General features: G+C 73.4%; 19 protein-coding genes, 1 tRNA gene, 1 other RNA gene and 1 pseudogene. 7 read left to right on the top strand and 15 right to left on the bottom strand.

The annotated features are described in order from the left end of the window. Nucleotides 1–16: 16 nt before the first annotated feature. Both AB0J86_RS27945 and ffs read right to left on the bottom strand, forming a co-directional pair. Complete coding sequence (locus AB0J86_RS27945; RefSeq protein WP_363860592.1) at nt 17–451, bottom strand: VOC family protein; 435 nt, start codon at nt 449–451, stop codon at nt 17–19. A gap of 103 nt (nt 452–554) precedes the next feature. Beyond that, an RNA gene (gene ffs, locus AB0J86_RS27940) (signal recognition particle sRNA small type) lies at nt 555–645 on the bottom strand. 84 nt (nt 646–729) lie between these two features. Here ffs and AB0J86_RS27935 point away from each other — a divergent pair. Beyond that, nucleotides 730–814, top strand: a tRNA-Ser gene (locus AB0J86_RS27935). Nucleotides 815–1,006: 192 nt separating this feature from the next. On the opposite strand, the pseudogene AB0J86_RS27930 reads toward AB0J86_RS27935, so the two are convergent. After that, nucleotides 1,007–1,396, bottom strand: a pseudogene (locus AB0J86_RS27930) (SgcJ/EcaC family oxidoreductase); the annotation flags it as partial. Nucleotides 1,397–1,459: 63 nt separating this feature from the next. Further along, entirely contained in the window at nt 1,460–2,449 is a 990-nt protein-coding gene (locus AB0J86_RS27925; RefSeq protein ID WP_363860644.1) for a sigma-70 family RNA polymerase sigma factor, read from the bottom strand. A 320-nt stretch (nt 2,450–2,769) separates the two neighbouring features. Here AB0J86_RS27925 and AB0J86_RS27920 point away from each other — a divergent pair, with 320 nt between their 5' ends. Next, nucleotides 2,770–3,843: a glycoside hydrolase family 19 protein gene (locus AB0J86_RS27920; protein ID WP_363860591.1), complete on the top strand. Its 1,074-nt coding sequence runs from the start codon at nt 2,770–2,772 to the stop codon at nt 3,841–3,843. Between the two features lie 98 nt (nt 3,844–3,941). Here the strand turns inward: AB0J86_RS27920 and AB0J86_RS27915 are convergent, their stop codons facing one another. The 7 genes from AB0J86_RS27915 to AB0J86_RS27885 all read right to left on the bottom strand — a co-directional run bounded on the left by AB0J86_RS27915 (nt 3,942) and on the right by AB0J86_RS27885 (nt 11,710). After that, nucleotides 3,942–5,000, bottom strand: coding sequence for a hypothetical protein (locus tag AB0J86_RS27915; protein WP_363860590.1), 1,059 nt, complete (start codon nt 4,998–5,000; stop codon nt 3,942–3,944). A 176-nt stretch (nt 5,001–5,176) separates the two neighbouring features. Continuing rightward, entirely contained in the window at nt 5,177–7,339 is a 2,163-nt protein-coding gene (locus tag AB0J86_RS27910; RefSeq protein WP_363860589.1) for a bifunctional polysaccharide deacetylase/glycosyltransferase family 2 protein, read from the bottom strand. Next, complete coding sequence (locus AB0J86_RS27905; protein WP_363860588.1) at nt 7,336–7,854, bottom strand: hypothetical protein; 519 nt, start codon at nt 7,852–7,854, stop codon at nt 7,336–7,338. The genes AB0J86_RS27910 and AB0J86_RS27905 overlap by 4 nt, the downstream gene beginning before the upstream one ends. A gap of 12 nt (nt 7,855–7,866) precedes the next feature. Further along, nucleotides 7,867–8,691, bottom strand: a complete 825-nt coding sequence (locus AB0J86_RS27900) for a hypothetical protein (protein ID WP_363860587.1) — start codon at nt 8,689–8,691, stop codon at nt 7,867–7,869. Next, nucleotides 8,688–9,416, bottom strand: a complete 729-nt coding sequence (locus AB0J86_RS27895; protein ID WP_363860586.1) for an RNA polymerase sigma factor — start codon at nt 9,414–9,416, stop codon at nt 8,688–8,690. The genes AB0J86_RS27900 and AB0J86_RS27895 overlap by 4 nt, the downstream gene beginning before the upstream one ends. Before the next feature lie 394 nt (nt 9,417–9,810). Next, nucleotides 9,811–10,692, bottom strand: a complete 882-nt coding sequence (locus tag AB0J86_RS27890) for a trypsin-like serine protease (protein ID WP_363860585.1) — start codon at nt 10,690–10,692, stop codon at nt 9,811–9,813. A gap of 421 nt (nt 10,693–11,113) precedes the next feature. Next, complete coding sequence (locus tag AB0J86_RS27885) at nt 11,114–11,710, bottom strand: hypothetical protein (protein WP_363860584.1); 597 nt, start codon at nt 11,708–11,710, stop codon at nt 11,114–11,116. Between the two features lie 235 nt (nt 11,711–11,945). Between AB0J86_RS27885 and AB0J86_RS27880 the strand changes: the two genes are divergently transcribed. Continuing rightward, nucleotides 11,946–12,971, top strand: a complete 1,026-nt coding sequence (locus tag AB0J86_RS27880; protein WP_363860583.1) for a LuxR C-terminal-related transcriptional regulator — start codon at nt 11,946–11,948, stop codon at nt 12,969–12,971. Between the two features lie 77 nt (nt 12,972–13,048). On the opposite strand, the gene AB0J86_RS27875 is transcribed toward AB0J86_RS27880, so the two are convergent. After that, the gene (locus tag AB0J86_RS27875) at nt 13,049–14,326 is read right to left on the bottom strand and encodes an MFS transporter (protein WP_363860582.1); all 1,278 of its coding nucleotides are present in this window, start codon (nt 14,324–14,326) and stop codon (nt 13,049–13,051) included. Nucleotides 14,327–14,469: 143 nt separating this feature from the next. Here AB0J86_RS27875 and AB0J86_RS27870 point away from each other — a divergent pair, with 143 nt between their 5' ends. The 4 genes from AB0J86_RS27870 (at nt 14,470) to AB0J86_RS27855 (ending at nt 16,406) form a co-directional block, all read left to right on the top strand. Then, entirely contained in the window at nt 14,470–15,045 is a 576-nt protein-coding gene (locus AB0J86_RS27870) for a winged helix-turn-helix domain-containing protein (RefSeq protein ID WP_363860581.1), read from the top strand. Between the two features lie 143 nt (nt 15,046–15,188). Next, complete coding sequence (locus tag AB0J86_RS27865; RefSeq protein ID WP_363860580.1) at nt 15,189–15,749, top strand: hypothetical protein; 561 nt, start codon at nt 15,189–15,191, stop codon at nt 15,747–15,749. 75 nt (nt 15,750–15,824) lie between these two features. Next, on the top strand, nt 15,825–16,109 hold the full coding sequence (locus AB0J86_RS27860; protein WP_363860579.1) for a hypothetical protein: 285 nt from the start codon (nt 15,825–15,827) through the stop codon (nt 16,107–16,109). Between the two features lie 33 nt (nt 16,110–16,142). Continuing rightward, nucleotides 16,143–16,406: a hypothetical protein gene (locus AB0J86_RS27855; protein WP_363860578.1), complete on the top strand. Its 264-nt coding sequence runs from the start codon at nt 16,143–16,145 to the stop codon at nt 16,404–16,406. A gap of 48 nt (nt 16,407–16,454) precedes the next feature. Here the strand turns inward: AB0J86_RS27855 and AB0J86_RS27850 are convergent, their stop codons facing one another. The 3 genes from AB0J86_RS27850 to AB0J86_RS27840 form a co-directional block, all read right to left on the bottom strand. Continuing rightward, complete coding sequence (locus AB0J86_RS27850) at nt 16,455–17,393, bottom strand: hypothetical protein (protein WP_363860577.1); 939 nt, start codon at nt 17,391–17,393, stop codon at nt 16,455–16,457. A 127-nt stretch (nt 17,394–17,520) separates the two neighbouring features. Continuing rightward, nucleotides 17,521–18,423, bottom strand: a complete 903-nt coding sequence (locus AB0J86_RS27845) for a CU044_5270 family protein (protein ID WP_363860576.1) — start codon at nt 18,421–18,423, stop codon at nt 17,521–17,523. Beyond that, entirely contained in the window at nt 18,416–19,033 is a 618-nt protein-coding gene (locus AB0J86_RS27840) for an RNA polymerase sigma factor (RefSeq protein ID WP_363860575.1), read from the bottom strand. The genes AB0J86_RS27845 and AB0J86_RS27840 overlap by 8 nt, the downstream gene beginning before the upstream one ends. Nucleotides 19,034–19,069: the final 36 nt, after the last annotated feature.

Below are 19,069 nucleotides of genomic sequence, written 5' to 3'. Positions count from 1 at the left end.
TCCGCTCCCCGGCCGCTCACTTGGCGAAGAGCTGCGCCTCGTCCTTGAACGCCTTGAACTCCAGCGCGTTGCCGGCCGGATCGCGGAAGAACATGGTCCACTGCTCCCCGGGCTCCCCGGCGAAGCGCAGGTACGGCTCGATCACGAACTCGGCACCGGCCGCCTTGATCCGGTCGGCCAGGGCGTGGAAGTCCTCGATCGTGAGGATCAGCCCGAAGTGCGGTACCGGCACGTCGTGCCCGTCGACCGGGTTGCGCCCGGCATCGGCCTGCTCGGGCGACCTCGGCACCACGTGGGTCACCACCTGGTGTCCGTAGAAGTTCCAGTCCACCCAGTGGCTCGCCGAGCGCCCCTCGGCCAGGCCGAGCACCCCGCCGTAGAAGGCGCGGGCGCGGTCGAGGTCGTCAACCGGGATGGCAAGGTGGAAACCGGGACGGTTCGCCGTGGTCATGACAGGCTCCTTCGGTCGGCTTCCTCCCACCTTGGCGCAGCCGTCCCCGATGTCAAGATCGCGGGGGCCGCCGGGGGCCTCGCTCGGCCGCTCCCGGAGACAGAAAGGCCCCCCGTGCACCCGCCAGAGCTCGCTTATCCTTGCTGCCTTCCGGCCCTGGGGAGGTTCACGAGATACACGCCGCACGAGGGGTACCGTCGAGTCTACCCGGCCGCCGGGGCGATCTTCACCCGGTGGCGGTTGTGAGCGTACGCCCGTGGACCTGTATCCTGTCCGACGGAGGATTCGCCTAGAGGCCTAGGGCGCACGCTTGGAAAGCGTGTTGGGTTAACACCCTCACGAGTTCGAATCTCGTATCCTCCGCTCACCTGAGCAGACAGAACGCCGAGGCCGGCCCCGTACGGGACCGGCCTTCGTCGTCCCTCCAGACGCATTGGTCTCAGTTGTCCCGTTCGAACCAGTCGGCCAAACTCTCGGGCCGCTGGTCGCTGGACAGTCGCAGCAGGCAGAGCATCCGCGAGACCCCGCACCCGGACCCGGTCAGCCCTGGCTGGCGAGCGGGAAGGAGTGGTGCTCGTGGGTCACGACCCACCGGCCCGCCCGCTTACGCAGACCGAACGTCAGCCGGAGGCGGTTGTCGGGATTGTCGGCGAAGTCGCGCTCGGTGCCGCAGCGCAGCAGGGCGTACGCGAAGGCGACGTCCTCGCCGGCGGTGACGTCCAGTGACTCGATTTCGAACGACGCGCCCCGGGCCTGCCACCGGAAGAACGGCGGCCACGTCTCGCGGTAGGCGTCGAGGCCACGCACTCCCTGATGGGGCGGCGGTACGTCGAACATCACGATGTCCTCGGTGTGGTCGGCGAGGACTCCGGTGAGATCGCCGTGGTGGACCGCCTCGGCCCAGCGCTCGATCAGGGTGCGGATCTGTTCCTCGTTGGTAGCCATGGTCGGCTCGTCCTTCCGGGTCGATGCGTCCGTCGGGACTACAACCCGGGCCGGTCGGCAAACTCATCGCGCGGCTGGAAAGTCGTCATCTTCGGTCAGCTGGGCCGGCAGACCGAACGTCGCGAAGTCGGCGCCCAGGAACGAGACGACCGTGGCCACGTGCCGCCCGCGCAGCGCCAGCAGGTCCAGGCCCGCCGGGACGTACGCGCCCCGCTCGTCGCTCCACAGGTAGGTGCCGAACGCGAGCTGCCCGTTCGCCCGCGCCGGCAGGAACCGCCAGCGATACCGCTGCACCGCATCGACCAGGAACCCGCGGATTTCCGCCCGGCCGGCGTACCAGGTCGCCAGCGGCGGCATCGAGTACCGCGCGTCCTCGGCCAGCATCGCCACGATCGCGTCGACGTCACCGGCCTCCCAGGCGGTCACGTACCGCCGGGCCAGCTCCCGTTGTGCCGCGTCGCCGAGCGCCTTGAGGGCCTGCTGCTGGCTGGGTTCCGGCCGCTGTTCGACGACGACCTTGCGGGCCCGCCGGAGAGCGCTGTTGACCGCGGCGACCGTGGTGGCCAACACTTCGGCGACCTCGCTGGCGGAGTAGCCGAGCACGTCGCGCAGCAGCAGCACCGCTCGCTGCGACGCCGACAGCTGCTGCAGGGCGGCGACGAACGCCAATTCCACGCTCTCCCGCGCGACGGTGCGGGCTTCCGGGCTCAGCCGCGCCGTCCAGCCCATCAGCCGATCCGGGTACGGCTCCAGCCACGCCACCTCGGTCAGCGGCGGACCTTCCGCGCTCAGGTCGGTGGGCAGCTCCCGCCGTCCCCGACGTTCAATGATCGTCAATGCCCGATTCGTCGCGATCTTGTACAGCCACGGCCGGATCGATCCGTGATCCTCGAACCGCTCCAGGCTGCGCCACGCCCGGTCCAGGGTGTCCTGGACCGCATCCTCCGCGTCGTGAATCGACCCCAGCATCCGGTAGCAGTACGCGCGCAACTCGTCGCGCAGCGGCCCCACCAGACGGCCGAAGGCATCGCCGTCACCCGCCCGCGCCGCCACCAACAACCGCGCTACAGCAGACTCGCCCACCCGGCTCGAACCGTCCCCGTGACCTCCGGCATGGCTCATCACCGCGACGGTACCGACGCCCGGAGCGTCCCGCCCGACCCACCCGTTGATCCGCACAAATACCGAGAAAGAGTGGCCTCGAACGCGCCGGAGGGGACTATTTCTCGGTATTTGTGCGGATCATGCAGGCCCAGCAAAGTTATTAGTAAAGTTTACAAACAGAACATGTTACAGTCACTCCTGTCGATGCGCGCGCCAGCCATCGGCCCGACGTCCCGTGGAGTTCGATGTCCCGTGGAAGGAGTGATCACATGTCGAGACTGCGCGCCCTGGTCGCGCTTGCGGCACTGGTTGTCGCCGGCGGACTGGTGGCGATCGTCCCGTCGACCCCGGCCTCGGCCGCTGCCTGCGCCGCCCCCTGGCAGGCTTCGACCGTCTACTGGGGAGGCGACCAGGCCTCCCGCAACGGCCGCAACTACCAGGCGAAGTGGTGGACCCAGAACGAGGCGCCGCCCGGTACCACCGGCGTCTGGCAGGACCTCGGCGCGTGTGGGGGCGGCACCACGCCGCCGCCCGGGGGCAGCTGCGACTACCCGAACTGGGTCGCCGGCACCTGGTACCCGGCCGGCAGCATCGTGCGGTACACCGACGGCCGGTACTACCTCGCCGAGCACGAGAACCCGGGCTACGACCCGGTCGTCAGCACCTGGTACTGGGAGCCGTACACCTGCGGCGGCCAGCCGCCCACCGACCCGCCGCCGTCGGGCGGCTTCGTGGTCAGTGAGGCGCAGTTCAACCAGATGTTCCCGGGTCGGAACTCGTTCTACACGTACTCCGGACTCGTCGCCGCCCTCAGCGCCTACCCGGCGTTCACCAAGAGCGGCAGCGCCACCGTGCAGCGGCAGGAGGCCGCCGCGTTCCTCGCGAACGTGTCGCACGAGACCGGCGGGCTCGTCTACATCGTGGAGCAGAACACCGCGAACTACCCACACTACTGCGACCCCAACCAGCCGTACGGCTGCCCGGCCGGACAGGCCGCCTACTACGGGCGCGGGCCGATCCAGCTGAGCTGGAACTTCAACTACAACGCGGCCGGCAACGCCCTGGGGCTGCCCCTGCTGACCAACCCGTGGTTGGTGCAGAACGACGCGGCCGTGGCCTGGAAGACCGCCATCTGGTACTGGATGACCCAGAACGGGCCGGGCACCATGACCCCGCACAACGCGATGGTCAACGGCGCCGGCTTCGGCGAGACCATCCGCAGCATCAACGGCTCGATCGAATGCAACGGCGGCAACCCCGCCCAGGTGCAGAGCCGCGTCACCAAGTACCAGCAGTTCGTCGGCATCCTCGGCGTTCCGGCCGGGAACAACCTCTACTGCTGATCCAGGTTCGGCCGGGTCCGGCTCCCCGTCGCGGCGCGACGGGAGCGGGGCCGGTGCCTCCCTGGCACCGGCCCCGCTCCCGTCCCACGGGCGGTTGGTCAGCTGAAGTTCTTGGCCGAGTCGTAGACGTCCGCCACGTCCTCCTCGAAGTAGGGGCCCCAGAGGTCACCGCTGAACCCGTGCGAGATGACCGAGTTCACGAACCCGAAGCGAATCGTGTTGCTGTACGACTGCAGGAACGGCCCGCCGCTGGAACCCTGCGTCATCGGGCACCCGAGCCGGACCCGCTGCGCGCCGCCCGCCTTCATGGTGCCCTGGCAGTACTGCTGCCACTGACCGTCGAAGGGCGGGGCGCTCGGGTAGCCCAGCAGTGTGATCGGCATCTGCTTGGGCTGGTTGAAGCTGATGCCGTGCCCACCGGTGGTGTGCACCAGCTTCTTCCCACTCCTGGGCCAGACGTTGACGAAGGCGAAGTCCCACCAGAGGAAGCTCCAGTCCGTCCAGCCCGCCACCGAGGTGAACTGCTTGGCGGCCCAGACGCCGTACGGAGCGGCACCGTGGTCGTAGTAGGGCACGTAGACCCAGTTCTTGTGCCAGGTACCGCGCCGGCCGCCGTGCACGCAGTGGCCGGCGGTGGAGACCAGGTTGGCGGTCGGGTTGTTGATGGTGCCGCCGGAGCAGACCCAGTCCTCGCCGGCCGTGTCGGTGAAGAAGACCTTGCCGACGCCGGGCGACGCGGTCGCCGCGAGCACCCCGGCCCCGCCCGAACCGGCGGCGAGCGTGCCGGCACCACCCGTCCGGCCGTCCGCCCGCGACGTCTCGGCCAGCGGCGCGTCGGTCAGCGGGCCCGCCGGCTCCGCCCCGTTGCGCGGCTCGCCGACCCGGCCCGGCCGGTCGGTCGCTTCGCCCGCCAGCTCCTCCGCCCCCTCCGGCAACGGCACCGGCCGCGCCGCCCGCATCCGCTCCGGCGTCCAGTACGCCTCCGCGAGCGCCTGGGCCGTGTCCGGGTCGCTGATCGGCCGGTCGTGGAACGTGGCGGCCGCCGTGGCCACCCTCCCGGAGGAACTCGTCGTGTCTGCCCGTGCCGGCGCACCCGCCGGCACGAGCCCGGACAGTACCGCCAGGCTTGTCGAGACCACGATGGTCAAGTGGCGCATCCCTGCCTCCGTCCAGCTGTCGCCCGTGGCCCCGGTGGCTCGGGCGGCGGCGACACCGACGCTAGGAGATCGGACGGAGGACCATAATCCATTTGTCAACTTGGATCGATCATCGCCTTCCTGATTGCGCCGCCGTCGATCCATCCGGCGGCACCGGGCCGGCCGAGGGGGCGCCGCTACGAGGAGGGGGCACCGGTCCCGGCGCGGGCGAAGGCGGCGGCCTCGCCGGTACGCACCATCCGGTGCCAGCGCAGCCGGGTGCCCATCAGCACGGTCACCACCGACTGGATCACGACCAGGTACATCACCTGCCGGTAGACCACCTGCTGCAACGGCAGGCTCCAGAGCGGGCCGTACCGCTCGCGGTCCAGGTGCAGCGCGTAGCCGGCGGTCAGCGCCTGCAGGGCGAGCAGCCCGAACCAGGCGAGCAGCAGCTGCGACCAGGGCAGGAAGAGCAGCCCGTAGAGGGCGAAGACGTCCACGGCGGGCGCCGCGAGCGGCAGCAGCACCTGGAAGACCGCCAGGTACGCCAGGCCGACGCGGCCCAGCCGGCCGCCCGGACCGCGCTCGGCCACCGCCGCGCGGTGCTTCCACATCGCCTGCATCGTGCCGTAGCACCAGCGGTACCGCTGGCGCCACAGCTGCCGCAGCGACGACGGGGCCTCCGTCCAGGCCAGCGCCGACTCCTCGTACGTCACCCGCCAGCCGGCCCGGAGCACCCGCATCGTCAGGTCGGTGTCCTCCGCGAGCGTGTCCGAGGGGACACCGCCCACGTCGACCAGCACCTGCCGCCGGAACGCCCCGATCGCACCGGGAATGGTCGGCATGCAGCCCAGCACGTCGTACATCCGGCGGTCGAGGTTGAAGCCGATCACGTACTCCAGGTGTTGCCAGCGGCCGAGCAGCCGGCGCCGGTTGGCCACCTTGGTGTTGCCGGAGATCGCGCCGACGGTCGGATCGGCGAAGCCCTGCACGAGCCGGTAGACGGTGTCCGGCTGGAAGACGGTGTCCCCGTCGACGAGGACCACCAGGTCGGCACGGGCGTACCGGATGCCCGTGTTGAGGGCGGCCGGCTTGCCGGCGTTGGGCTGGCGGATCACGCGTACCCCGGGCAGGCCGAGCCGCTCGACGATCTCGGCCGTACCGTCGCTTGATCCGTCGTCCACGACGACGACCTCGACGTACGGGTAGTCGCTGGTCACCAGCGAGCGGACGGTGGCGGCGATGTTCGCCGCCTCGTTGTACGCCGGCACGATCACCGAGACCGGCGCCAGGATCTCCCGCCGGCCGCGCCGCCAGCGCCGCCGTACCCGCCGCAGGTGCACCCGGGTCGCCACCACCTGCCCGACGAGCCGGGCCACGCCAAGCACCAGCGCCACCCCGAGCAGCCAGTCCATCGCGGTGGCGAGCGCGGCGGCGCCGAGCTGCGCGTACCGCAGCGTCGCCCCGCGCAGCCGGGCACCCCGGCCGGCGGCGGCGTCCGAGGGCGGTACGCCGAGACCGGCCGAGACGGTCGTGAAGCGGTAGCCCCGGTCGCCCAGCTCGGTCAGGAGCCGGTCCAGGGCGGCCACGGTCTGCGCCCGGTCCCCGCCGCCGTCGTGCATCAGCACCACCGCGCCCGCGCCGGGTTCGCCCCGCTCCGCTCCGGCGACGATGGCGTCGACGCCGGGGCGCCGCCAGTCCTCGGTGTCGCGGTCGCTGAGCACCGCGATGTACCCGGTACGGCCCACGGCGCGCAGCACGTCGGCGTCCGGCCCGGTCAGGCTCCCGGGTCCGGACGAGTACGGCGGCCGGAAGAGGGTGACCTGCCGGCCGGTGGCGGAGGCGATCGCGTTCTGGGTGAGGCCGAGTTCGAGGTCGCGCCGCCAGCCGGGCAGGACCGCGAGGTCCGGATGGGTGAAGGTGTGCGAGCCCAGCTCGTGCCCCTCCGCGACGATCCGCCGGGCCAGCTCCGGGTGCTCGTTCACGCGGGAGCCGACCACGAAGAAGGTGGCGTGCGCGCCGTGCCGCCGCAGCACGTCGAGGACGCGCGGGGTCCACTCGGGGTCCGGACCGTCGTCGAAGGTCAGCGCGATGGTGCGGGCGGGCATGGCGCGACTCACCGGCGTCGGACCGTCGAGCCGCACCACCGGCCCGCCCCGGGTCAGCCCCGGGTCGGCCGGCGCCGCGGCGGCGGCGCCGGCCGGATGGCCGGTACCGCCGCCGATGCCGTCGACGTAGCCGTGCAGGGTCAGCACCACCAGCAGGACGAGCAGCCCGAGCACCAGCAGCAGCCAGTGCGCGCGGGGGTCGCGTACCGCGACGTGCCGGCCCGGGCGGAGCCTGGGTTCGCGGCTCACGGTCTGCCCGGCGACCGGGAGGGCTTGCCCGACGGGTTGTTCCGGTGCTCGTCGCCCTGGCCCGGCCGGTCGGTCCCGGTCGGGCGGGGGGCCGGCGACGCCGTGGCCCGGGACCGCGGCGCCCCCGGCGCGGTCGCGTTCGCCCCGTCCCGTACCGGGGTGGCCACCGGCGCCTGTCTCGGCCCGGCCGGGGTCGGGCCGGGTGAGCCGTTCGACCGCTCGGCCCCGGTCTCCGCGCGGCCGTGCTGGGCGTTGTCGACACCGGGCCAGCCCGGCACCGACAGCGGCGTACCGGCGAAGAGGCCGAGACCGAGCAGAACGAGGCTGACCAGCAGGCCGCCGGCGATGCCGGCGCCGGCCAGGACGGTGAGCCGGCGGCGCCGGCCGGTCTGGTCGACGAAGACCGGCCGGGCCGGTTCCTCGCCGGGCCGTACGGGCGGCAGCGGTCGCGGCACCACGGGCCCGGGCGGTACGGGCGCCACGGGCGCGTCCCGGTGGATCTGCGGTACGGACATGTGACCCTCGACTCAGGCTGGGCGGCCGGGGTGGCCGGCCGAGGCGTCGGGTGCGACCTGCTGCTGCCGGCTCGGGCCCGCGCCGCTCCGCTCCTGGCCGGCCGGGTTCGTGGGCGCGGACGACGGCCTGGCCGACTTCTCCGGCTTCGGCGTCGACCGCCCCGGCGGATTCGACGGGTGCGCCGGCTTGCCGGTCGGATGGGGCGTACCGGCGGCGTCCCGCCCGGTCAGCACGGCGGCGCAGTACGCCGGCACCGCGTTCCGGTTCCCGGCCGCCAGCACCAGGCTGCGGAACGCGGGCGTGTCCAGCACCCGGTCGCGGTCACCGGCGGCCCGGTACGCGCGGCAGAGCCCGACCAGCGCGGGATCCGGCGCGGGCGTGACCGTGCCGCCGCCCGTCGCGCCGCCGGGCGTGCCGCTTGGCGCGCCGGGGCTCGACCCGGTTGTCGGCCCGGCGGGGGTCGGGGTCCCGTCCGGCAGTTCCCGGTGGAAGCCGCCGTCGAACGGGCCGGGCAGGACGCCGGTGGTGGCGGCCAGCGCCACGCCGCCGGTGGCCGCCACGGCGAGCGCCGCCGCGATGCCCGCCTTGACCGTCAGCAGCCTGCCGGCGCCGGTACGCGGTCTCGGCCGCCGCGCCGGGGCCACCGCGAGGGTGCCGGCGCGCTGGGCCCGGAACGCGTCGACGGCCGCCGCCTCGCCGGTCAGCTCGTCCGGCCGGCCCGGGGCGGCCGCGGCCGCGAGCAGAAGGTTGAGCCGCTCCGACCCGCCCACGGCCGCGCCGTCGAGCAGCCGATCGGCGGTGTCGCGGTCGACGCCGCTACGCCTGGATGTCCTCATCTCATGTCTCTCAGCGTCAGGTCGGGCGCCGGCGTCACGGTCCGTGTCGAATCCGGCCCGGCGGGGCCCGTCGCCCCGGATCCGCCGCTCCCCTCGGCCGACTGTCCCGACCGGTCCAGGCGTTCGGCGAGGCGGCGCAGACCACGGTACGCGGCGGTCCGGACGGCACCGGCCCGCTTGCCGAGCACCCGGGCGGTCGCCGCCACGTCCAGCCCCATCACCACCCGCAGCAGCACCGCCTCGGCCTGGTCCCGGGGCAGCGTGGCGATCAGCTCGATCGAGGCGCGGGTGGAGACCGCCTCCAGCGCCAGCCCGGCGGCGTCCGAACCGTCCGGTAGCGCGCCGAACTCCTCCGCCGGTACGGCGATGCTCGGGCGCCGCCGCGTGTACCGGACGTGGTCGAGGGCCCGGTGCCGGGCGATCGTCGCCGCCCAGCCGCGGAACCGGTCGTAGTCGCCCTCGAACGAGGAGAGGTCCCGGACGATCTGCAACCAGGTCTCGGAGGCGACGTCCTCGGCGTCGGCCCCGACCAGCGCGCGCAGGTAGCGGAGCAGGAGCGGCTGCAGCACCCGGTACAGCGTCCGGAACGCCTCGTCGTCGCCGGCGCGGGCCGCCGCCAGGGTCGCCGACAGCTCGGCGTCCCTGGTCGCCTCCGATCCGGTCGGACCGGAGCCGTCCGGCGTACCGCCGCGACCCGTCGGGTCCCGATCGGCGCGGCGGCTCATCGCGTCCCCGGTCGCGGACAGACCTGCGGCACCAGCACCCCCTTCGAGTGTTCGCGGAGCGGCCACGCGGTACCGGCGGGTTCCCGCCGGCGCTCGGGTCGCGGAGCACGGCCGAGCCACTCCACCGGCAGGATCAGCGTCCGGACCCGCCGTTGCGTCACACCGAAGCAGAGGGTGACCGGCCAGCGCCAATGGCGTACCGGTGACGCATCGGTCAGCCGGCGGCAGCGCGGACCGCCGGGGCCGGGAGTACGCGAAACGGCCGGTCGGGTGGTTTCCACCCGACCGGCCGTCCGGCCGTCACCGACCGCCGCGTTCGCGATTGGTACCGGATGGCGGGCCGGCCGCTCAAGCGGCACGCCCCCGGACCGGGCGCGAAGGGTGTGTGTCCCCCCTACGGCAGCGTGACGAACTGGGACAGGAAGTCGCGCGCGGTGTCGGTGTCCAACCGGTACACCACGTTGGTCGCGTAGCAGGGCATGTCGCCAGTGATGGTGGTGGCGGCGAGCAGCCGTACCCCCTCGACGGTGACGAAGTTCGGCCCGCCCGAGTCGCCGTAGCAGGCGCCGCCGTAGTCACGGCTCTCGTTCATCGCGAGCCGCACCCAGGTCGGGTTCAGCGCGTTGAAGCCGACGGTGGCCTTCATCCGCACCCCGCCGCCCGGGTGGGTCTGGCCGCCGGGGCCGCGCTGCGACTCCTCGGTGCCGTACCCCATGACCTGCCACTCGTCGGCCTCCAGGCGGCGCGACCCGAGCTGCGACAGGAGTTCGCGGCCGGGCAGCCGGGCCGGGGCGAACGACCAGCGGCGCGCCAGCTCCGCCCGCTGGGCGGCGTCGAAGGTGACCACCGCGATGTCGTGCGCGTCGGCCGAGTTGCCCGGGTACGCCGGGTTGGTGTGGGCGGTGCCCTCGACGCCCACCGCGGCGGCGATCCGCTCCGGCGGCAGCCCGGCGGCGCTCGCGCTCGCCAGGGCGCCCGCCACGTCCTGCTCCAGGGAGACGTAGAAGCGGGCACCCGGAGCCCAGTCGGTGGTGCAGTGGGCGGCGGTCAGGAAGACGTCCGGGCTGATCATCGTGCCGGAGCAGACCCAGTCCACCACGTCGGGCGTGGCCGGGTCGCCGTCCCGGTCCCACTGCACGATCAGCGCCCCGACCTCGGTGCGCTCTGGTGCGGGCTGGGCGTTGTAGCTGTTGATCGCCACGGCGGGCGACGCGAGGCCGAGTACGGCGGCGGCGGCCACCGCGGTCAGCGATCCGAGCAGGGCGGGTCGGCGCAAGGTGTTCCTCCAGCGGGTAGGACTCCGGTACGCGCGGCCGTGGGATCGATGGATTGAAATCGGATGCACGGCTCACCCGTACCAGCGCCGCCGGCCGTCACCGCGTCACACCCGTCACCGCACCGGGATCCGCGTCAGACCCGGGTCGCCCCGTACGCCGAGTCCGGCCCCGTCCGGGGAGCGGCACCGGCGCGAGTGACGCGACCGCGCCGCACGACGCTGTTCCCGGATTGAAGGTGGGTACCGCCGTGTGGGGTCCCCACGCCACGGCGGTACGGGAGCGGGCGGTCGGGTCGATGGGGCACCCGGCCGCCCGACGTCCCGCACCGGTCGACTCGGCCGCGCGCCCGGCACGGGCAGGGACTTCGGGCTGTGGGCTCGGCGCGGCTCAGCTCGGGCTTGCGCTCGGCGCGGCTCGGGCTCAGACCTTCGCGAGGACGCGGTTGGCGAGCTCGACGAGCCGGTCCTGGGGCACGATCGACGGGCCGCTGAACACCAGCAGGCGCAGCTCGTCCCGGTACGCGACCGTGGCGGCGAGCACCCGGTAGCCGTCGGTCACGTACGACACCGCGCCGTCGCCCAGCTTGTCGAGGCGGGTCGTCTTCGCCTTGCTGGCCGTGGCGATGGCGTCGATGGTCCTGGTCGCCGTGTCGGCCCGGTCGGGCAGGACCGAGGCCTTGAACGCCAGCACCTCGCGGCTGCCCTGGCCGTAGACACAGGTGTACTCGGGCTGGGTCTCGGCGTCCTGAACCGGCCGCTCGGTCGCGGTGATCCTGGTGCTCCGCGAGCCGCCCAGCACCTCCACGACGACCGCGGCGGGAAGCAGCTCACAGGCCGAGGTGACCTTCGGCAGCCGCGCGGGCGTGGTAGTACCGCCCGGGCTGGCGGCCCCGCTCGGATCGGCCGACGCGGCGGCCACCCAGACCGGGTCCGGGTTGGTCGTGGCGCAGCCGGTCCCGGCGAGCGCCACCAGGGCGGCGACGGCGGCCAGTGATCCGAACAGGGCAGGTCGGCGCAAGATTCTCCTCCATCCGATGGTCCCTCCCGTAGGCAGCGTCACCGGCTCCCCCACCGTCACGACCCGGCCGCCCGCGCCGGTCCCCGTCGCCGGCCGGCGATCCCCATCCGCCGGCCCGGGGCCGTGACTCGCCGGCCCGGGGCTCTCGATAGCGGACCCGGGCTCTTACTCGCTGGCCGGTGGCGAGATCGAAGTGCTAGCGTGCCGACGTCCAGCAGAACGCGCAGGGGTACCCGTGAGCGCGCCACAGCCCAGCCCCCGGCTCGGCGCGGTCGGGGTCGGCCCGGTTCACGAACGGGTCTACCGGTATCTGATCAAGCAGGGGCCGGGCCGCTCTGCCCGTGACCTGGCCGACGGCCTGGGCGTCTCCCCCCGTACGCTCGGCGGCGCACTGCACTGGCTGGAGGAGCAGGGACTCATCAGCCGTACGCTGACCAACCCGCCCGGCTACTCGGCGAACCCGCCCGAGTTGGCGCTGGAGCGACTGGTCAGCCACCAGGGCGAGGAACTGGCCCAGATCCGGCTCTTCGCCAAGGAGTTGCAGGGCGAGTTCCGCGCGGCGGCGGCGCAGGAGAGCGTCGCGGACCTGATCGAGGTCATCGTCGGCCGGGAACAGGTGATCCGCTACTACCTGCAGCTGATGGGGAGCACGAAGACGGAGTTCGCGGCCCTGTCGGTGCCCCCGTACGTCTCGGGCGACGACGCCGGTACCGCGCTGCTGGCCGAGCGGGCCGGCGCCGAGCGGGGCGTACGCTGCCGGTCGGTCTACGGGAGCGAGGCGCTGGCGGACCCGACCACGCTGGCGATCGTGCGGGAGAGCATCGAACTCGGCGAGGAGGCGCGCAGCATCGGCGGGCTGCCGATGAAGCTGGCGCTCTTCGACGGACGGACGGGATTCGTACCGCTCAAGGTGAACGAGCCGGGCGTCGGCGCCCTGGTGGTCCACCCGTCGCCGCTGCTGGACGCGTTGATCGCGCTCTTCGAGAGCATCTGGGTACGGGCGGTGCCGCTGCACTCGGCGCGGGACGGCCGGCCCGCGACCGGTCTGGACGAGCGGGCCCGGCAGGTGTTGCTGCTGCTCGCCGCCGGTCTGAAGGACGAGTCGGTCGCGCGGGCGCTGCGGACGAGCCGCCGTACGGTGCAGAAGGAGGTAACCGCGATCATGAACGCGCTCGGGGCCCGGACCCGTTTCCAGGCCGCCCTGCTGGCACGGGAGCGCGGCTGGATCGGCGGCGATCCGGCGCGGCGCGACGGCGACTGACCGCCTCCCGATCGGACCCGACCGTCCGGCCCGCTACGGCGGCGTCGCCCCGGCCGGCGCACGAACCCTTCACGCCGTCACCGGCGCGCACGTACCCTCCACGCCGTCCCGGCCGGCGCCCGAACTCCCGCTCCGTCACCGGCGGTCGGCGGCGGCGATCCGGTCTGGCCGCGGCGTGCCGGCGGGCGCAGGCAGTTGCCGGCCGTCAGCAACCCGGCGCCGGCGGCGAGGGCGAGCAGCAGCCGGTGATCCATGACGGTGATCAGGCCGGCCCCGACCAGGCTCGCGACGACCAGCGGTACGGCGGTGAGGGTGTTGGTGGTGGCCACCACCCGGCCGGTCAGCTCGCCGGGGGTCTCGCGCTGCACCGCGGTCAGCGTCGCGATCAGCACGCTGGGCAGCCCGGACCCGGCGAGCAGGGCGCCGGCGAGCACCGCGGTGGCCCAGGGGGCGGCGCTCAGCGCGATACCGCCGGAGACCAGCGCGATCCCGGCGGCGACGACGGCCCGTTCGGCGAGCCGGCGCAGCAGCGGCCCGGTCAGGAGGCCGCCGAGGATGGAACCGACCCCCTGTACCGCGGCGATCGCTCCCGCGAACGCCGGGGCGCGGTGCAGCCCGTCGTCCACGATGGCGTAGAGCGCGGCGCCCCGCAGCGCGCCCAGCCCCATGATGGCGGCGGCGGCGCCGACCAGGGGCCGCAGGATCGGGTGACGTACCAGGTGGCGTACGCCCTCGGCGAGCTGTCGACGCCAGCCGGCGTGCGCGGCGACGGGCCGCTCCCGGCGTACCCGGAGCAGGGTGAAGACGAACGCCGCGAGCGCGAAGGTGACGGCGTCGAGCAGCACCACCGGCGCGGCCCCGAACCGTGCGAAGAGTCCCGCGCCGGCCAGCGGGGCGACCAGCTTCATTCCCTCGCTGACGGTCATCCGCAGCCCGTTGAAGTCGCCGAGCAGCTCGCCCGGGACGACGGCGGGCACCAGGGCGGCCTCGGCCGCGTCGGCGAGGACGAAGCCGACGCCGTAGCCGAGAAGCACGGCGAAGACGAGCCAGACCCGGTCGGCCGATCCGACGGCGAGCAGCGGTAGCAGGAGCAGCGCGAGGCCCGCGTGTACGGCGACGAGCAGCGCCCGGCGGGGCAACCGGTCGGCCAGTACCCCGAGGATCGGGCCGACCAGGGTGGGTGCCCAGAGGCAGAAGCCGGTCAGCGCGGCGAGGCTGCTGGACCCGGTGAGCGTCTTCACCCACACGCCGGCGGCGAGCATCATGGCGGAGGTGCCGAACCCCGAGACGAGCGCGGCGCCCAGGTAGAGCGCGGCGTCCCGGTTGCCGAGGATCCGCGCCGTCCCCCAGCTCATGCCGGTTCTCCTCCCCGTCGGCGAGCGGGGTGGCGGTGTCGCCCCGCCCCACGCGCCGCCGCCTCTGGAGAATTCCGGAGAACGACCCCCAAGTCAATGCTTGGGGGTTGGCCGGCGGCACGGCGCGCGGTTTACTGACCGGCGTGACCGGCACCGATCCGAGGCTTCGGGCGATGGCCCACCCGCTGCGGCTGCGCATGCTGTCGCTGATGTGGAGCGCGCCCTTCTCGGCCGCGGAACTCGCTCGGGAGCTGGGCATCTCGCACGCGCTGGCCAGCCAGCACCTGCGCCGGCTGGACCAGACCGGCATGGTCGAACTCGTCGAGGTGCGGGTCCGGCGGGGCGGACGGGAACGGCGGTACCGCACCGTGCCCGGTACACCCCTGTCCGACCAGCGGGAGGGGAGCGGGCTGGTCGCCGAGTCGCTCGCGCACAACCTGCGGGAGCGGGCCGGCCGGCGGGCGCCGGGCGCGGCCGGGGTCAGCACCGACGCCGAGCTCTGGGTTGCGCCGGAGGTCTGGGACGGCGTACGGGAGCGGCTCGCCGCGCTCATGGCCGAGCTGCACGAGGCGGCCCAGCCGCCGCACGCGCCGGGGACGGTACGGGTCGGCGCCACCCTGATGGCGTTCCCACTGACCGAGCCCGCCACCGGGGAGACCAAGCCGACCGCCGACCCACCCGTCGGGAAGACCAAGCCGACCGCCGACCCTCCCGGCTGAGCGGTGCCGGCCTCCACCGAAGGGGCGGGGCGGGCTGACCGATCAGATCGAGACTCTCGGTCGTACACATGTTCTATCCACAGGATGTGGACGGAGGCAGCAACCTTCCGGCGCCCACTCCGTTGGGCACCCGGAGGATTTACATGAAAGCGCGCAAAACACTGCTACTCGTCGGTCTGATCGTCGCGGCCGCCGCTTCCACCAGCGGCGGCACCCGGACCGCTCCGACCACTTCGGACAGTCGCCCGACGAGGGGCCCGGAGCGGCCGGCGACGCCGTACGGGGCCGACGTGCTCGACCTGGCGGGGCTGCCCAACGTCGAGTTCGGCGACACCGAACAGGAGCTGACCCAGCGCGGGGTGCTGGGGGCACGAGGAGCGTCCTGCGCGTCCGGGCTGAACGGGATGGAGGCGGTCAGCCCCGTCTTCGACCACGACCGGTTGGTGCTGCTCTGGGCCGATCCTCCCGTACGCACCCCGGAGGGCGTCACCATCGGCACCCCGGTCAGCCAGGTACGGGCCACCTACCCGGCGCTGACCCGGCTGACCGCGCCCCGCGGGACGTACCGGTTCGACGGGCTGCTCGCCCGCGACGGCGACCGGGCGTACCTCTTCCTCCACGACGGACGGACGGTGCGCAAGACCGTCGCCGGGTACGCCGAGTACGCCCGGCGCCTCTTCGACGAGGGCTTCGGCACCTGCTGAGCCGCCCGTGGCCGCGCCCCGCGCCGGCCACCGCCGCCGCGGCGGCGGTGGCGCGGCGGCGCTAGCCTCGCCGGCATGCAGCCGATCCCACCCGTCAACACCAAGACCAACCACGCGATCGGCAACCGCACCGCCATCGCGACCGACGTGCTCAGCGGTGAGGTCAACCTCGGCGCCTACCCGCACCGTTACCTCGTGCTCGTCGCGTACCGCCACATCGGCGGGATGCCGTCGCTGCTCGCCGCGGTCGAGTGGCTGGAGGCCCAGTCCTGGGAACTGGTAAACCTGTACCCGGACGACAACTCACACCGCGCCGTGGTGCGTCGCCGGCCGGCCCCGACGCCGCCCGTCCAGCGCTGAGCCCCGCGCGGGACGACATCGGAAGCCGGACAGGTGACAGCCTTGGTCGACCACAACTCACCCCAGGAAATCGCTCGCCGGCGTACCGTCGCCGCCGATGTCGTGCTCGACGGCGTCGACCTCGACGGCTACCCCCACCGCCACCTGGGCGTCTTCTCGAAGCAGCGCTTCGCGCACGCCGGCATCACCGAGATCCTGGCCGCCGCCGACGTGCTGGCCCGATCCGGGTGGGAACTGGTTCAGGTAGGCGAGTTCGGCAAGGGCACGCTGTTGTGCGCCGTGCTGCGGCGAGCGTAGGGGCCATCGGGCGGACGCCGCTACTCGCGCCCGCCGGGGTCCTGCGCCTCACCGCTTCGGCACGCGTAGCGCGGCGCCGGGCCCCGGGGTGACAAGTTGGGTCGCCACGCTGGCGCAGACCCGGGCACCGTAGCGGAGACCACGGGCCGCCGGGTAACGCATCATCACGGCGAGCACCCAGTCGTCGGCGAGGGCGAGGCAGTTGACGTGCCAGTTGCGGTCGTAGTTGAGGCTCGTCCAGCCGTTCTTGATGCTGACCCGGGCGGCGATGCTCCTCGGTAGGCCGTCGACGATGCCCCAGCGGCCACCGCCGGAACGCGCCCGTTGCTCGTCGACCGTGCCACGGACCTTGCCCATGGTCTCCAGTACCCATGGGGTCCACCTGCGGCCGGCCGCCCTGCCGCTGGCGACGCAGTCGCCCATCCGTACCGCGTCCCTCGGGGACATGGTGGTGAAACTCCACCAGCCGATGTAGCCGGGAACGGTCCCGGGCCCGGTCTCGGTCAGCCCGCAGATGTCGATCAGGCGGTCGAGCACCGCACCGCCGCCGCCGGCCCGCCAGAGGGCGTTGGCGGAGTCGTCGTTGCTGTCCACGATCGCGCTCTCGGCCTGGTCGAGCCGCTGCCGGCTCGGTTCCCGGTCGCCGAGCCGGCGGAGATAGTCCGAGACGAGCCACACCTTGAGCATCGACTCGGTCGAGTTGGTGGACGACAGGTTCCCGGGGCCGGAGAGCCTGCCGCTGCGGCGTTCCAGCAGTGCCCAGGAGAGGAAGCTGCCCTCGAAGGAGACGGAGACCCGGCCCGCCGTGAGGGTGGGCGGGGCCGGCGGGACGAGGAGCGCCTCCACCGGCCCGGCGGGGACGCCCCCGCTCCCGTCGCGCGCCGTACCGGTTCCGGCGACGAACTGGGAATAGGCGGCGGGAACCAACAGCGCCGCACCGAGCACGACCGCCGCGATCGCGAACGCCAGGATCACCCGGGAACACATGATTGGTCACTCCAGAAGGGCCGGTCCGGTGCCGGCGGACGCGGCTGCGCCCGCCGGCACCGGGGATCACCAGGGGATCTGCTCGCGCCGGATCGTCGGCGCCCGATCGCCGACGCCGGGTCGTGGCTCAGTTCGGCGCGGCGACCCGGTCGACGATCTCGATCGCCAGGACCGCCGACTCCGGCGTACCCAGAAAGACGTGGGTGTCGGCGTCGAAGACGAGCTGACCCGACCTTCCCTCGTAGGACCAGCCGATCCCGATGCCCCGCCGGCCGCCGCCGTCGGTGGCGTGCTCGACCACGGTGAGGCCGGGAATCTCCGCCGCGGCCGCGAAGAGCGCGGCGCGCACGTTCGGCCGCAGGTACGAAAGCGAAATCTCCAGGATGTCCTTGCCGAGGGAATTGACGTCACCGGGATTGTTGCTGTGCGCCAGCAGGTAGTCGCGCACGCCCCGGGCATCGGCCGGCAGGTCCCGGAGATAGGCGGGTTCCGGTACGCACGGTTCGGTTCGCGCCGGGTCGACCCGGTCACCCTTCACCGCAACCCTGCGCCCGTCCCGGCAGCCCGGCAGGGGAATCCGCTCGCTGCGACCGCCCTCCTGCACGAGCGCGAGCCCGTCCCTGGTCCCGTCGACCGAGCGCCAGTCCTGCCTGAGCTGGCCGCCCGACTGTGACCTCGTGTAGACGAACTGGTCGGGGCGCGGCTCCACGTCCGGAACCCGCAGCGCGGCCGCCGCCGCCTGGTTCAGCACCCGGGCGGCCTCGGCGTTGGCCGCGGGCACCCGGCCCCCGACCTGGTCGGGCGCCAGCACGTACACCGCGACGGCGATCACGGCGGTGGCGACCGCCGCGAGTCCGGTCCAGGCGGACCGCCACGCGGAGCGGCGGCGGGCGGGCCGGACGGCGCGTACCCAGGTGGCGGGCCGCTCCGCCATCGCCGCCACCAGCCGGTCCCGGGCCCGGGCCAGTCCGTCCCCGCTCGGCGGGGGAGCCTCCCGGCTGAGCTCTTCGATCAGTCGCATCTCATCCATGCCGTACCGGCTCCTCCGTGACGTTGCTGGGGTTGGTGTGGCCGAGTGTCTTCCGGATCTGTTGCCGGGCCCGGTGCAGGCGGGATCGCACGGTCCCGACCGGGATGGCGAGCGCCGCCGCGACCTCGTCGTAGCTGAGTTGCTCCCAGGCGATCAGCAGCAGCACGTCCCGGTCGCCCGGCGCCAACTCGGACAGCGCGGTGACCAGCAGCGACCGCAGCGCCTGGGCGGTGACGTCCGCCGCGACCTGGTCGGCGTGGCTCGGTTCGGCCGGGTCCGGGCCGACGGCCTGGCTCAGGCGGTACGCGGACAGCTCGGCCCGGCGATGCCGGCTGCTCAGGTTCGTCGCGATGCCGTACAGCCAGGGCCGCGCGTCGTGCCGGGTCAGGTCGTAGCGTTCCCGGCTGTGGAACGCGGCCAGGAACGTCTCGCCCACCAGGTCGTCGGCGAGTTCCGCGTTCAGCCGCCGGCACAGGTACCGGTGGATGTGCGGCGCGTGCCGGTCGAAGATCACACCGAACCGCTCCGGTTCCCGTAGTGACCGCCGGATGACCGCCGAGTCGTCGTCTCCCACCTCGGCCGGTGTCCGGTCTCGTCTCGCTCGCTGCATCGACGGCCTCTCTGTGAAGCGTGCCCTCCGCTCAGT

This window comes from Micromonospora sp. NPDC049559 (assembly GCF_040676675.1).
Lineage (GTDB): Bacteria > Actinomycetota > Actinomycetes > Mycobacteriales > Micromonosporaceae > JBFAPK01.
Note: the sequence above shows the minus strand (reverse complement) of the source record. Positions and strands in the feature narration are given on the sequence as shown.